This is a genomic window from Rahnella sikkimica, assembly GCF_002951615.1.
Lineage (GTDB): Bacteria > Pseudomonadota > Gammaproteobacteria > Enterobacterales > Enterobacteriaceae > Rahnella > Rahnella sikkimica.
On the sequence record NZ_CP019063.1, the window covers coordinates 101,890 to 116,071 of the forward strand.

Sequence of the window (14,182 nt, forward strand, 5' to 3'; positions counted from 1 at the left end):
GATGTGCTCCCCGGTCAGGATTGAGTCAGACACAATGACTGGCAAAGTTTTTGCCAGTAAAGGTTCTGCTCATCAGTGAAAGGTTGTAGTGCTGTGCAGGTAAAAATCAGCATGTCCCGCCGCTCAGCGCGATAAATGGCCAGTTGGCGCTGATAATGGCGATGAGATCCCCGCCTGAAGTGGCAATCTTTTTCCAGCGCGTGCAGACCGGGTGACATAGGCAGAAGGCGGGGGAGACGCGGCTCTGAGTGCAGAACTTCCACGCTACCGAGCAGGAGTGACCACTGATAATCCAGTTCTTCTTCAAAAGTCCGTTCTGTGGGGATAACGCCCCGACTGACAATCAGAGAAGAATTATCCTGAGTATTCCGGAAAATATTGAGGCTGCAGTCCAGCCAGTTGTTGCCGTCAGGCAGCGGGAAGGTGCATTCGTCCGTGCGGTAGAGATTCATGATCACTCACTTTCCTTGTTGAAAATTCCATCGATGCTGTTTTGAATGGATTCTTTGTAGCTTTCACCCGGCGCACTTGCCGGGGAGCCCGGAGAGGACGGGTTCAGACCCAGCACGCCGCCGAGGGTATTAATAACGCCGTTGCCTTCAATGGTGACATTCAGGCTTTTACCTTTGAGGTTGATGGCTCCGCTGGCATGTAACTCCAGCGCACTTTCGCCACATTCAAGGCGGATAAGTTCCCCGGATCCTATCGTGACGATCTTGACGGCGAGACTGGTGTGCGTTCCTCCCGTTAACTGAGCGACATCCCCTTGCACAGCGGCTGACTGCCCGACTTTCACCGTCGAGCCTTGAAATCCTTCTATGGCGTTTGTTTCATTACCCGTAACAATTTTTGTGCGATAGCCCTTAATGGTGTTGATTTCATTACCTTTGATGGTTTTTACCCGATGCCGGTCTACCGTGAGCGCCTGATCGTTCAGCACTTTGGTCTTCATGTCCTTCTGCGCCTGCATCGACAACAATTGATTGCCGGTCGCATCTTCGAACATCAGCTCGTTATAGCCGTCGCCTTTGTAAGTTTGCGAACGGATCGCCATCTGGGTTTTAGTGCCGGGCAGGCCGCCGGGTGCGCGGTTTGTGGCGTGATAGGTGCGTCCGGTGATGATCGGCTGGTCGGGGTCGCCGTTAAGAAAATCGACGATCACTTCCTGTCCGACACGCGGCACCGCGATGTTGCCAAAACCGGTGCCCGCCCATGCCTGCGATACGCGGATCCAGCATGAGCTGTAGTTGTCGGCTTTGTTATAACGGTCCCAGGCAAACTTCACCCGCACGCGACCGTGTTCGTCACAAAAGATCTCTTCGCCCGGAGGCCCGGTGACAATCGCGGTCTGCGGGCCGTCAACGCGCGGTTTCGGGTGCGGCATCGACCGCCAGGTTTGGGTAGACGGGATCACTTCAAATTCGTTAACCAGCGTCGTTCCCTGACCTTCGTTGCCGATCCACGCCTGCGGCTGATCGCCGCTCATCTCGCTTGAGACGACCTGCCAGTTCACGTTCAGATCTTCACGTGGATGGTTTGTTAACGCAAAGCAGACACCCGGAGAGAGTTCGGGGGTATTACTCCTGCCGGCCACGACATCGGCGTTATTGCGCCAGCCTTCTATCTGATATTTGGCGAAGTCCGCGCCGTGTTGTTCATCTTTAAAACGCCCCGGATAGTCGAAAATCTTGTACAGGTCATGCTGATATTTCATTTTTGACGGTTGCTCCTGATACTGCGCCTGCCAGTTGGGAGCGGTGAAGGTGTAATCCTGAGTGACAACTTCGGAAGGCCGGATCCGCACGCTGCGACGGAAGTTGTTGATACAGTAAGTGTCGGCTTCGGAGGCAGTATTTGGGTTGTAAGGCAGGGAGCCGATGCCGGTTAATGCAGAGCAGTTATCTGCAAACGTCAGCTTCTGGTCGCTGGCTTCCAGATACTCCTGTTCATAAAAGAAGATCCCTTCTTCAGCAGATAAGCGGGAAATATAGTCGTAATCCGTTTCCATAAACTGCACGCAAAACTCGCGTACACCGTGGGGGCTCGAAACAGGGTGTCGTATTTAACCACTTCCATTTCACTCAGCAGCGGCTGGAAAATACTGCGGATATCGAGGTTCTGAAAACTGCGGCAGTTCGTTCTCAGGGAACTGCGCCAGAAATTAGGCCGGATGGTCATCCTGTAGAGTGTCTGATGTTTGCCGCTATCACCTTGCTCACAAAACGTCACGATGCCGCGGACCCGCCGTTTAATCTCTTCCCCTTGCCAGATAGTCAGTGTCGCGTTTTCGTCCAGTACCTTTTCGAACCCAACCGCCGGGTCACTGCTGGCTAAAGTAAGATTCAACGTAAACAGTTCGGAGTAACGTTGTGAAAGGTGAAAATTCACGACGGCGAAGGTGTCTTTTGCCGTGCTGCCTGCGGTGAAAGTGAAGCGCGTTCCATTAATCGCCATATTGCTATTCCTTTATCATTCGGGGTCATTCATTAATCAGAAAGTAATTTTTGAGACAATGCATCACTGAAATAAATACAATAAATTCAAATAGATAAATTCAATCAGGACAAAGAAACTAAACTGACTTTGAAGGTTTATCCATGACTTGGCTCACACAAATCAGCAGGGACAAAATGTCAGTGATCTATTTTTCCGCGTTGTTAAACCGGGAATTTGCAGAATGAGAAAGCAAGAAGCAGGAGGGCAGAAGTCAGGGGGTTAGCTACACTGAGGAACGAAAATTAAGAAGAAATACGGGCGGGAAGCGCCGCTCACGAATATTGTGGCAAACAATACAGTCCCCCCTATTTAAAAGGAGAAGTGAATGAAAAGTGGCGATTATTGCCGTTTGTTGTTGCTGGCGGCTATCTGGGGTGGGAGCTTTTTATTTATGCGGGTGGCGTCTCCGGCGTTCGGGGCGATCAATACCGCGTTTTTACGGGTGCTGTTTGGGTTTGTCGGGCTGGTGGTGATTCTGGTCGTGCTGCGCACACCACGGGAGTATCAGGGGAAATTTCGCAGTGCGTTAATGCTCGGCGTGATCAACTCCGGGCTGCCGTTTCTGATGTATTGCCTTGCCGCGCGCTGGCTGCCCGCCGGGTATTCGGCCATTCTCAATGCCACGACGCCGCTGATGGGTGTGGTCGTGGGCGGGCTGTTTTTCCATGAAAGCGTGACGCTCAAAAAGGCGCTCGGTGTGTTGCTGGGGCTATTCGGCATTACGCTGCTCACCGCGACTGGCGCGGCGCAATCCGTGTCGTCGTTGCTGGCGGGCGTGGTGGCCTGTCTGGTGGCGACCAGCTGTTATGCAGTGGCCGGGTTCCTGACGCGTCGCTGGATTTCCGAGCGCGGCGGGTTGGATCCGAAACTGGTAGCCACCGGCAGCCAGCTGGGCGCGACGCTGTTCCTGCTGCCGTTCTTTCTGTACACCTCCGCGACCGGAGCGCAGGTGAGCTGGGCGCAGCCGGTGGTCTGGCTGTGTGTGCTGGCGGTCGGTTTCATTTGCACTGCCTGGGCGTATATTTTGTATTTTCGCCTGATTGCCGATATCGGCCCGCTGCGCAGTATGACCGTGACGTTTCTGATCCCGCCGTTTGGTATTTTGTGGGGCTATCTGTTGCTCAACGAAACGCTGTCGGAAGGGTTCTTTGCGGGCGGCGTGCTGATTTGTCTGGCGGTGTGGCTGGTGCTCAGTCCGGGGAAGAAGGTGGCGGAAAAGAAAATCGCCGCGTCTTAAACTCACAAGTTCAGACACGGCGCAAAATTACCCGAGATACTCGATGATGGACAAGCCACCGTTGTAGTCGGTGCTGTAGATGATGCCCTGCGCATCGACAAACACGTCACAGGACTGAATCACCTGCGGCCTGCCGGGACGGGTATCCATCATTTTGGCCGGTGCTGCCGGCACCAGCGCACCGGTTTCTTTCGGCTGATACGGATTGCTGATGTCATACGCGCGCACACCGGCATTCTGGTAAGTGGCGAAAATCAGCGTCGAACTGATAAAACTGCCCGGCCGGTTTTCATGCAGGTTGTGCGGGCCGAAATGCGCGCCTTTGCTGACATAATCCCGTTCTTCCGGCTGCGGGAATGTCGAAATACTCACCGGACTGGACGGCTCGCGCACGTCGAATACCCAAATCAGCTTCTCGCCGTCTTCCTGATTATCCAGCACCGCTTCATCGAGCACGATCAGCAAATCCCTGTCCGGCAAAGGCAGCGCGGTGTGCGTACCGCCACCAAATGGCGGACTCCAGTTACGGTGCGAAATCAGCTGCGGCGCGGTCCGGTCTTTGATGTCGAGCAGCGTCAGGCCGCCGTCGCGCCAGCTGGCATACGCCGTATCCCCGCTGATGATCGCGTGATGCAGCGCGTAGCGTTTACCTTCCGGCCAGCTTTGCGTTTCGCCACCTGCGGTATGCATACCCGGCAGCCACCATCGCCCGGCGACCTGCGGATGACGCGGGTCAGCCAGATCGATGGTCAGGAAGATGTAATCGCTGTAGCCATCGAGCAGTGCCGACACGTAAGCCCAGCGTCCGCCGACATACCAGATGCGGTGAACGCCGATGCCTTCCAGCCCGAGAAAGCCAATCTCTTTTGGCTGTTCGGGCGTCGAAATATCAAAAATCCGCACACCGGCGCTCCAGCCACGCTGTTGCGTACCTTTGACCGTCTCGCTGACGGAACGGGTGTAATACACTTTTTCATCGGCGAAACGCACATCGGCAAACAAATCGCGCGCGTTAATCACCAGCAGCAAATCGTCGTGCGCCTGTAAATGCACGTTCCAGGTGCCCGGCGGTGCCGCCACAAAACCGGCAGGGCGCGGATTTTTCGGGTCGCGCACATCCACGATGGAAAAGCCCTGCGACACCATGTGGCCGATATAGGCATAGCCACGGTGAACCATTACCTGCACGCCGTCAGGTTTTCCGCCCTGATCGCTGTGCCCGATCAGCCGCATGTTGCGGCTGTACTCCGGTTGCGGTAGAGAATACGTTGTCATGTTCCGGCCTTGTTTCTTATTTTTGGCTTCGAGGATGGCAAACCACGGGGAAAGAGTTAATGAATTGATTGTCCGAGTTTTGATGACGGGGTAAGGATTGGCAACGAACTAAAAGGCATAAGTTAATGCCAAAGATTATTAGCCATCCGGATGTCCAGGCGTAGGATGTTAACAGCTTCTAAATTAAGGATTTCCCCATGAGCGATACTGATATCCGCGTGGTTACCGGCCCCGCAAACTACTTTTCTTTCCCCGGCGCAATTGATCGTCTGGCGGAGTTTTACTCACCGGAACAACTGGATAGCGCGCTGTGGATTTACGGCGAACGTGCGCTGGCGGCGGCTCAGGATTTTCTGCCTGACGCTTTCAGCGCATCGCAGGCAAAACGCGTACTGTTCAGCGCCCATTGCAGCGAAACCGAAGTGCAGCGCATTGCGGCGATTGGCGGGGAAGATCGTCAGGTCGTGATTGGGATCGGCGGCGGCGCGGTGCTGGATACCGCAAAAGTCGTGGCCCGCCGTCTCGGATTACCGGTTGTTGCCATTCCGACCATTGCCGCGACCTGCGCCGCCTGGACGCCGCTTTCCGTGTGGTACAACGATGAAGGGCAGGCGTTGCGGTATGAAATTTTCAACGACGCCAACCATCTGGTGCTGGTAGAGCCGCGCATTATCCTGCGTGCGCCGAAAGAATACCTGCTGGCCGGGATCGGCGATACGCTGGCGAAATGGTATGAAGCGGTAGTGCTCAGCCCGCAGCCGGAAACGCTGCCGTTAACCGTGCAGCTCGGTCTGAACACGGCGCTGACGATCCGCGACGTTCTGCTTAATGAAAGCGAAGCGGCGTTGCAGGCGCAGGACGACAACCTGCTGACACAACCTTTCCTCAACGTACTGGATGCTATTATTGCCGGTGGCGGGCTGGTCGGCGGATTAGGTGACCGGTATACCCGCATTGCCGCCGCGCACTCGGTGCATAACGGCCTGACGGCGCTGCCGCAAACCGACACGTTCCTGCACGGCACCAAGGTGGCTTACGGCATTCTGGTGCAGAGTGCGCTGCTGAATCAGCCGCAAGTGGTGCAACAGCTCACCGCGCTGTACCGCGTGCTGGACTTGCCGGTCAGCCTGGCGCAGTTGCAGGTGGATATTCATGATGAAGCTCAGATTTCACGTCTGATCGAACGCACCTTGCAACCGGGCGAGTCGATTCATCTGCTGCCGGGAAATATCAGTGCAGAACAGCTGCGTCTGGCGTTGGAATTTGTCGAGAATAAATAAACGCCCGGTATTTTTAATTCCCCTCAAATAACACCACCCGGCATTTTGCCGGGTTTACTTTATGACGGTCACGAAAAAGACTGAAGATAATCTATATATCCTTTCGCGCTTTTCTCCAGTTCTTCTTGCGAAATTCCATCTTCTGCGCCGTAAAAAGCATAGAAGGGAAGGTAATTTGCCCCGACATATTTTGCCGTCATTTCGAAAGGCAAAAGTATTTCTTTTAGTGAATGCTGGTAACGTCCTTCAGGCGAAAAATCCTCTTCCTTAATACCGGCGCTCACGGCCAGAGAAAACTTCCGGTTTCTGAGTTTGTGCCCGCTTTTGGAGCCGTAAGCCCAGCCATAGGTGAAGACTTCATCGAGCCATTGTTTCAGAAGCGGCGGGCTGTTAAACCAGTACAGCGGAAATTGCAAAACAAGGCTGTCATGTTGCTCAATTAACTGCTGTTCTTTTTGAACATCAATACTCCCGTCAGGGTAAGCCTGATAAAGGTTATGGACTGTATATAAATCGGGGTGTTGCGTTAATTCACGAATCCACCGTTTATTAATAACAGATTCATTCAGGTTTGGATGAATAACCACAATGAGCGTTTTCAAATAATATCTCCCTTTATTCGATACAATAATTCAGTGCCTGTTTGATGTTTGCATCATAGGGAGCTTTAATTTAAAGTACAATACTGTCATTTACGATAGGTACTATACAAAAGGATAGTGTAATGAATGAAGAAGCGGTTGATATTCCCTGCGAACTTCAGGAGGAAACAGGGTTTGCTTATACGCTTTCGCGGGTCAGCGGGAAATATAAAATGATCATTCTCTACTCGCTGACCGGGGCTACGCCTGTGGTGCGTTTCAATGAGCTAAAACGCCGTCTGGGGAAAATTTCATTCAGAACGCTGAGCCTCACGCTGAAAGAGCTGGAGAGCGACGGTTTGATCATCAGAAAGGAATATCCTCAAATTCCGCCAAAAGTGGAATACAGCCTTTCTCAAAGAGGCCAGTCGCTGATCCCGGTTTTAGACATGATGTGCGAGTGGGGAAACATCCACAGCAATGACCCGCTGAACTGACGGATTAAAAGCGCCAGATTACTTAGCCGATGAATGTGCAGAAAAATCGGGTTCCTGTGTAAAGAAAGCGTAAAGTAAACCACAGCTAAACAGTCAGCACTTATTCCTAAACCCTCGGTCTTCTTTAAATCCACGTTGTAAAGTTGTTTAAAAATCGGGTGATACCGTGATTATTTCAGGCAATGGAAATCAATCATGGAACACTCGCACCTTAACGAAACCGAATCCCTCAGCGGAAATTACACCGCTGGAAAAAACACTAAAAAAGCCAGTGGATTCACTCTGTTTATGGATCTGCTGAGTGGCGCGCGTTCTCCGGATGCATTGTGGAAAAACCGCATGTTCCGTGTGAAATACGCCGTTCGAACCTTGCTGCATCCGCTGGACACCCTCAAAGTGCTCGACAAGATGGCGACCGAACCGGTCTGGCAGGACGCATTAAGTGTGCAGACTAAGCTGCCGAACAAAATTCATAAACCGTATTTGTATCTCGGTTTGCCTTCCGCCGGACGCGCCGATGCGCTGGTCGATCACTACGAGTTTGTGAAAAACCTCACTAATGCTTCCCTGAAAAACGCTTTGCTCAGCGCGGGCGGTTACACTGTCACACAATTTGCAGGTAAAGAGGGCGAAAGCTTCCGCGTGGTGCTGGGATCCATCGGTAAATCCGAGCGCGAAGGCGAAGCCAATATGTTCCTGTACATGGGTGAAACGCGCCTTGCCGCGCTGACGTTCAGCGTCGTGCAACGTCCGGAAGGGGCGACGATCGTTGTGGGCGGTTTCCAAGGCGCAAACCGTTCTACGCCGCATGAAGTGATTAAACAGGCGACCAAATCCTGCTACGGGCTGTTTCCAAAACGCCTGTTACTGGAAAGCCTGCAACGTATTGCAGAACAATCCGGTGTGAAAAATATTCTGGCCGTCAGCGATACCGGACACGTTTTCCGCAGCCTGCGTTACCGTCACCGTAAGAAAAATGTCTTTGTCGCCAGCTATAACGAATTCTGGGACTCCATCAGTGCAGCGGTGTATTCACCGGAGTTATATGACGTTCCGCTGGAATTACCCCGCAAAACGATGGAAGAGATCCCGAGCAAAAAGCGTTCTGAGTACCGCAAACGCTATACCTTGCTCGATGAACTCAGCGAAAGCACAGCGTCACTGCTGAAAGCCTGATCCTCAGGCGATTTATGCTCAGAATGACCCGCTGTAGCAGGCAACATGGCCAGGGACTGGCCTTATTTTTCTCCTTTTCCGCACGACTTTACATGAGCAATCCGCTATAAACCCCCCGGTGTTACGTCCTGATTTCGCAGAGGAATAGTCAGCAAATCATTCAATTCCAAACTAATGCAATTTGAACATTCTCGCGAATTGTGGATATTTGATGGATGAGAATGTTACACGTATCGCAAAATTCTCGGACAAATCGCCTTCAGCTCATTCAAATGTGAACTCATTCACATCTATTCATTCGCTCCGCCTATATAAAACGCTATCTCTATAAAAACGAAACAGCGGTTCATATTTCAAAACTCTCTGGCGGAACGAAACATGAAGACAGAAAAACCGATTTTATTTAAACATCAGCTGGCCTACGGCGGCGGTAATTTACTGGGCAGCGGGGCGCTGGCAATTGCCGGGATCTGGCTGCTGTACTTCTACACCACGTTTTGCGGCCTGACGCTGCTTCAGGCATCGGCCATTTTCTCGGTTGCGAGCATTATCGACGCAATCAGTAATCCGCTGATGGGTTACCTCTCTGATAATTTTGGTAAAACGCGCCTCGGTAAACGCTTTGGTCGCCGTCGCTTCTTCATATTACTCGGCGTACCGCTGATGATGTTCTACCCGCTGCTGTGGGTCGAAGGCTTCGGATTCTGGTATTACCTGTCCACCTACGTCGTCTTCGAACTGATTTATACCTCGGTGATGGTGCCGTATGAAACGCTCGCCACCGAAATGACCACCGATTTTTCGGCGCGCTCTAAACTGACCGGCTACAAAGCGATTTTCGGCAAAGTGGCCAACTTCCTCGCAGCCTTTATTCCCGGCCAGTTCATTCTGATCTACGGCAAAGACTCCGCGCAGCCGTTCTTCTTCACGGCGCTGACCTACGGGGTGATCCTGTGCGTTGCCATCGGCCTGCTGTATTTGTCTTCCTGGGAACGCCCGGTGGAAGAAACCACGCCGGTGGACGAGGCCAAAATGAGCCTCGGCAAAACCATGCTGACGCTGGTTCGCGATATGAAATCGACGTTCCACCTGCGCGTATTCCGTAAACATCTGGGGATGTATCTCTGTGGTTTTGGTGCGGAATGGCTGTTCGCGTCGGTCTTTACCTACTTCATCATTTTCGTTCTGCAATATGACCCGACGATGGTCGCCGGGCTGAGCAGCCTGAACTCGATTCTGCAACTGTTCTCCACGGCAATTTTCATCGGTATCTGCGTGAAACACGGTTTCAGCAAGCCTTACATTCTGGCGCTCGGCATCGTCGTTTTCTCCGTATTTTGCTACAGCCTGCTGCATTTCCTGCATCTGCCGCAGCAGTACGCCACCGTAGCAATGCTCACCATTACCGTGATTTTCGGTATCGGGACCGGCGGCGTGTACTACATTCCGTGGACGGTTTACACCTTCCTGGCCGATGTGGATGAAGCCTTTACCGGCCGCCGCCGCGAAGGGATCTACGCCGGTGCGATGACCTTCTCCGGCAAGCTGATGCGTTCGGTGATCGTGTTTGTGATGGGTGCCATTCTGAGCTTCTACGGCTTCCAGTCCAAATCCCATACCCAGCCGGAAAGCGCGGTGATGGCGATTGCGCTGGTGTTCTGTATCGGCGTCATCGGCCTGGCGCTGATGGCAATGGTGTTCAGTAATCAGATGAAACTTAACCGTAAAACGCATCTGGTGGTGCTCGGCGAAGTGGCCCGTATCAAAGCAGGCGGTGCCATCGGCCATATCAAGCCGGACGCCCGCGCGGTGATGGAAGAGCTGATCGGACATCCGTATGAGGAATGCTGGGGCAACAGCGCGGTATGCCGCAAGATCTTCAACACGCCAGCCGTTCATGTGGATGTGCCTAAACCGCTGACCGGCACCACGCAGCAGCCGTAATCTCCGAATAACTGAGTATTTGACCTCACCGGCTGGCCGGGAAACACCGGCCAGCGATCCCGTGTTTTTTAAGGATGAGAAAATCTATGTGGGAACACAAACTGGCGATTGTCGCGCTGTCCCTGGGGATAAGCGCGCAATGCATCGCCGCCGCATTGCCTGAACCGGAAAATCTGCGCTGGCACAGCATCACTTTTGGTCAGTCCACCGACGTCAATTTTGCCACTAACGTATTGCCTGAAAAAGTCGGCATGAACGACGTTCGCACAGCGGATGACAAACCCATCCCGGCGGAAGGTATTGTGCTGACCACGCCGTTCACGCTGGAAAGCCGCGGCGGCAAAGTGGGGAACAGCCACGACGGCCTGACCTATTTCTATACGCGTCTGCCCGCGGAGGCGAATTTCCAGCTGGAAGCGGATATCACGCTCGATCAGTTTGGCCCGGAAAACGGCGCGAAACCGGCCGGTCAGGAAGGCGCGGGATTACTGGTGCGGGACATTCTCGGCGCGCCGCGTGAACCTGTCACCAAACCGGGTATTGAGGAATTACCGGCGGCGTCAAATATGGTGATGAACAGCGTGATGGCGGTGGGCGATAAGCCGCCGGTCGTGGCGCTGATAGCACGGCAGGGCGTGAAACAGCCCTGGGGCAACACCGGTATCGGCATTGTGCGCGAGGAATATCATCCGCTGACCACGCCCGCACATTTCTCGTTGCGGCTGACGCGGACGGACAGCGGTTTTGATGTCGCCTATGCGCCGCAGGGCAGCGATCAGTGGACGGTAAAATCCGTTGAAGGCGCAGACCGGGTGACACAGCTGGATAAAACCGGGTATTACGTCGGTTTCTTTGCCTCGCGCAATGCCAAAATCACGGTCAGCCACGCGAAACTGACACTCAGCGAAGCGCATTCTTTGCCTTCTGCGGCTTACATGACACCGTCACTTAAGCCGCGTATTGAAATCATGTCTTCGCCGGTCGTTACGCATCGCGACAGTGTTTTCCAGCTGCGCACCAACGGCGACGGCAAGTTGCAGGTCGAAGAAGGCAATAAACCGCTGCTGAGGCAGAAAACCGTTCAGGGCGGCGACGTGGTTGCCGTGCCGTTCCATGCCGGTCAACCCGCAACCACACTGAAAGTGACGTTCACGCCGGAAAACGGAAAACCGCTGACGCAGGAATTTGCAGTTCGCATGGCGCGGGTCAGCAATCCTGATGCGCTGTATGTCTCGCCGCAGGGAACGGCTGAAAACGATGGTTCGCAGGCGCATCCGCTGGATTTCGCCCTCGCGGTCAATCTGTTAGCGCCAGGCGGAACCTTGTGGCTGGCGGACGGGGACTATCCGGCCAGCGTGATCCCGGCAACCGCCAGCGGCACTCTGGCAAAACAGAAAACGCTGCGTCCGCTGGGCGAAAATGCGGTGTTTAACGGATTAAAACTCGAGGCCAGTTTCTGGAATGTGCAGGGTATTACCGTTACGCAGAAAAGTTTTCATATTGCCGGAAGTCACAACCACATCGACCGCGTTAAGGCTCACCACGCCGACGATACCGGCATCTGGGTCGCCTCACCGGACGGCATTGGCCGCGCACTGTGGGCCAGCCATAACCTGATCAGCAATTCTGAATCCTGGGGGAATCAGGATCCGGGACGCAAAAATGCCGATGGTTTTGCGGTGAAAATGCGCGTGGGCGAGGGCAACCGCCTGGTGAATTGTTATTCGCATGACAACGTGGATGACGGATTCGATCTGTTCAACAAAATCGAAGACGGCCCGAACGGCAGTGTCACGATTGAAAACAGTTTGTCAGTTCATAACGGCAGCAACGGATTCAAACTCGGTGGCGAAGGGTTGCCGGTTGCGCACCGCGTGCTGAACAGCGTGGCGGTAGAAAACGGCATGGACGGCTTCACCGATAACTTCAACCCCGGCGCGCTTTACGTGGAAGGCAACCGCGCGGTAGACAACAAACGCTTCAACTTCCTGTTCCGTCCGTCGCCGTACACCACCGCGGATAAGCAGGGCGTGTTCAGAGGCAATGTTTCGCTGCGCACCTCGCCGGGTAAATATGACGATTCTGTCAGCGGTAATGTCGATGACAGTAACTATTTTTATCTGAACCATAAAAGTGTGAATACGCAAAAAAAAGAAATTACGCCGGGAGATTTTATTTCTCTCCGGTTGCCGGATCCGGTTATCCGTCTTTCTGACGGTGGATTTAATTACGCTGACTTTTTGAAACAAAAATAAAGCGGCGTGATGAATAACAAGCATTACTTATAAAATAAAAAACTCAATATCTCTGGGGCTTAAAAAATGAAAAATAACAGACTGCTGATCTGCGGTCTGCTGCTGGCCAGCGCCAGCAGCCAGGCCGTAACAATTGACCTTCGCCATGAATGGCTCGATGACAGTAAACAACATAAAGACAGGGCGTTAGTCTCACACCGCTTCGATAACGGCTTTGGTTTCTCACTGGAAGCCAAGTGGAAATCCGGCGGTGACAACCAGAATAAACCCTTTAATAATCTGGTAGATAACGGCACTGAAAGCACCATCAGCTATCAGTATAAAGTGACACCGGCGTTCTTCCTGCAACCGGGCTTTACGCTGGAATCCAGCTCGGACAGCAGCATCTATAAACCATTTTTAACCGCCGGATATACCTTCGACAACGGCATTTATTTTAATGCCCGCTACCGTTATGAATATACCCGCTATACCAAGGAAAATACCGAGGATCGTAAAACCAATCGTGGCGAAATCTGGCTGGGGTATCGCCTTGCCGACTGGCGCTTTGAATATAACTATATCTATAAACACAGCGATCAAATTTTATATGACAACGATAAATGGGATTATGAGCAGGATCTGAAGGTCGCTTATAATATCAATAAAAACTGGACGCCATATGTTCAGGTTGGTGATGTCTCTGTCAGAAAAACCACCGATGAACGTCAGACGCGTTTCCGTTTGGGGATACAATACTCATTCTGATTTCGGGGAATAAATAACGCCTTCGTCAATAAGTGCTCAGTAATAAACTCCTGCCTGTAAACTCCGGCGGGAGTTTCACTTTTATGACAATCTCGTTGATGTTCGTTTAAGTTATAACATCCGGTTGGAATAATGACGTCGTTGTTTCTTCACTCAAACATAAACGGGACGTATTAATAATGATTTTGCGGGTTGACAATAATATACAGCATGCGTAAATTGCACCTGCCGGAAGTTGCGGCCTTTCCTCACTTAACATAAGAGACTAATGGACACTGTATCTAGTAGCTTCCCGAATGACGCTGAACCGGCGCTTCGGAATATTAAACATGAAATCGACTGTGATCATTTCATCGTTTGGGTGTGCCTCGCCAGAGCCTGATGCTCTTGTGTTACCTCACCTCAACCTGAGTGTTTACGGTCCCGGGGTGTGTTATGAACTTCAAATCAATCCTTAATCCGGATGTCAAAACCCTGACATCACTTCTGCGTGTCCGTCCGTCCCGAGACAGGGTGCTGGCTGCGCGCGGCAAAGACTCGCATTCAATTTTTTCTTATAAAATCAACAGCATGAATCTTCGCGTCACCAACTGGCGCGTCAGTCCTGTGACCGGCCAGCTTGAGCAGCGTTGCATCATGTCTGAAAGCGAAGAACCTCAAAGTCGGTTATCCCCCGCATGATTCAGCCCGTGGT

The 14,182-nt window shown here is 52.7% G+C and carries 11 protein-coding genes and 1 pseudogene; 8 read left to right on the forward strand and 4 right to left on the reverse strand.

Going from position 1 to position 14,182, the window contains the following annotated elements; translation table 11 throughout:
• Nucleotides 1-14: 14 nt before the first annotated feature.
• Both BV494_RS21900 and tssI read right to left on the reverse strand, forming a co-directional pair.
• Entirely contained in the window at nucleotides 15-452 is a 438-nt protein-coding gene (locus BV494_RS21900; RefSeq protein WP_104924928.1) for a DcrB-related protein, read from the reverse strand.
• A 2-nt stretch (nucleotides 453-454) separates the two neighbouring features.
• Nucleotides 455-2,454: pseudogene (tssI, locus tag BV494_RS21905) on the reverse strand (type VI secretion system tip protein TssI/VgrG).
• 367 nt (nucleotides 2,455-2,821) lie between these two features.
• Between tssI and BV494_RS21910 the strand changes: the two are divergent.
• On the forward strand, nucleotides 2,822-3,733 hold the full coding sequence (locus BV494_RS21910; protein ID WP_104924929.1) for a DMT family transporter: 912 nt from the start codon (nucleotides 2,822-2,824) through the stop codon (nucleotides 3,731-3,733).
• A 27-nt stretch (nucleotides 3,734-3,760) separates the two neighbouring features.
• Here BV494_RS21910 and BV494_RS21915 read toward each other — a convergent pair whose 3' ends face one another.
• Nucleotides 3,761-5,008 carry an LVIVD repeat-containing protein gene (locus BV494_RS21915; protein ID WP_104924930.1) on the reverse strand — a complete coding sequence of 416 codons (1,248 nt, stop codon included), beginning with the start codon at nucleotides 5,006-5,008 and terminating at the stop codon, nucleotides 3,761-3,763.
• A gap of 197 nt (nucleotides 5,009-5,205) precedes the next feature.
• Here BV494_RS21915 and BV494_RS21920 point away from each other — a divergent pair, with 197 nt between their 5' ends.
• Complete coding sequence (locus tag BV494_RS21920) at nucleotides 5,206-6,288, forward strand: oxidoreductase (RefSeq protein ID WP_104924931.1); 1,083 nt, start codon at nucleotides 5,206-5,208, stop codon at nucleotides 6,286-6,288.
• A gap of 68 nt (nucleotides 6,289-6,356) precedes the next feature.
• Here the strand turns inward: BV494_RS21920 and BV494_RS21925 are convergent, their stop codons facing one another.
• Nucleotides 6,357-6,890 (reverse strand): NAD(P)H-dependent oxidoreductase, encoded by a 534-nt coding sequence (locus BV494_RS21925; protein WP_104924932.1) that lies wholly within the window; start codon nucleotides 6,888-6,890, stop codon nucleotides 6,357-6,359.
• Between the two features lie 122 nt (nucleotides 6,891-7,012).
• Here BV494_RS21925 and BV494_RS21930 point away from each other — a divergent pair, with 122 nt between their 5' ends.
• The 6 genes from BV494_RS21930 (at nucleotide 7,013) to BV494_RS21955 (ending at nucleotide 14,169) form a co-directional block, all read left to right on the forward strand.
• The gene (locus BV494_RS21930) at nucleotides 7,013-7,366 is read left to right on the forward strand and encodes a winged helix-turn-helix transcriptional regulator (RefSeq protein WP_104924933.1); all 354 of its coding nucleotides are present in this window, start codon (nucleotides 7,013-7,015) and stop codon (nucleotides 7,364-7,366) included.
• A gap of 195 nt (nucleotides 7,367-7,561) precedes the next feature.
• A complete protein-coding gene (locus BV494_RS21935) occupies nucleotides 7,562-8,542 on the forward strand; it encodes a VirK/YbjX family protein (RefSeq protein WP_104924934.1) in 981 nt (326 codons plus the stop codon).
• A 378-nt stretch (nucleotides 8,543-8,920) separates the two neighbouring features.
• The gene (locus tag BV494_RS21940; RefSeq protein ID WP_104924935.1) at nucleotides 8,921-10,486 is read left to right on the forward strand and encodes an MFS transporter; all 1,566 of its coding nucleotides are present in this window, start codon (nucleotides 8,921-8,923) and stop codon (nucleotides 10,484-10,486) included.
• A gap of 86 nt (nucleotides 10,487-10,572) precedes the next feature.
• On the forward strand, nucleotides 10,573-12,741 hold the full coding sequence (locus BV494_RS21945; protein WP_104924936.1) for a right-handed parallel beta-helix repeat-containing protein: 2,169 nt from the start codon (nucleotides 10,573-10,575) through the stop codon (nucleotides 12,739-12,741).
• A gap of 66 nt (nucleotides 12,742-12,807) precedes the next feature.
• Complete coding sequence (locus BV494_RS21950; protein WP_104924937.1) at nucleotides 12,808-13,488, forward strand: oligogalacturonate-specific porin KdgM family protein; 681 nt, start codon at nucleotides 12,808-12,810, stop codon at nucleotides 13,486-13,488.
• Between the two features lie 435 nt (nucleotides 13,489-13,923).
• On the forward strand, nucleotides 13,924-14,169 hold the full coding sequence (locus tag BV494_RS21955) for a hypothetical protein (RefSeq protein ID WP_104924938.1): 246 nt from the start codon (nucleotides 13,924-13,926) through the stop codon (nucleotides 14,167-14,169).
• Nucleotides 14,170-14,182: the final 13 nt, after the last annotated feature.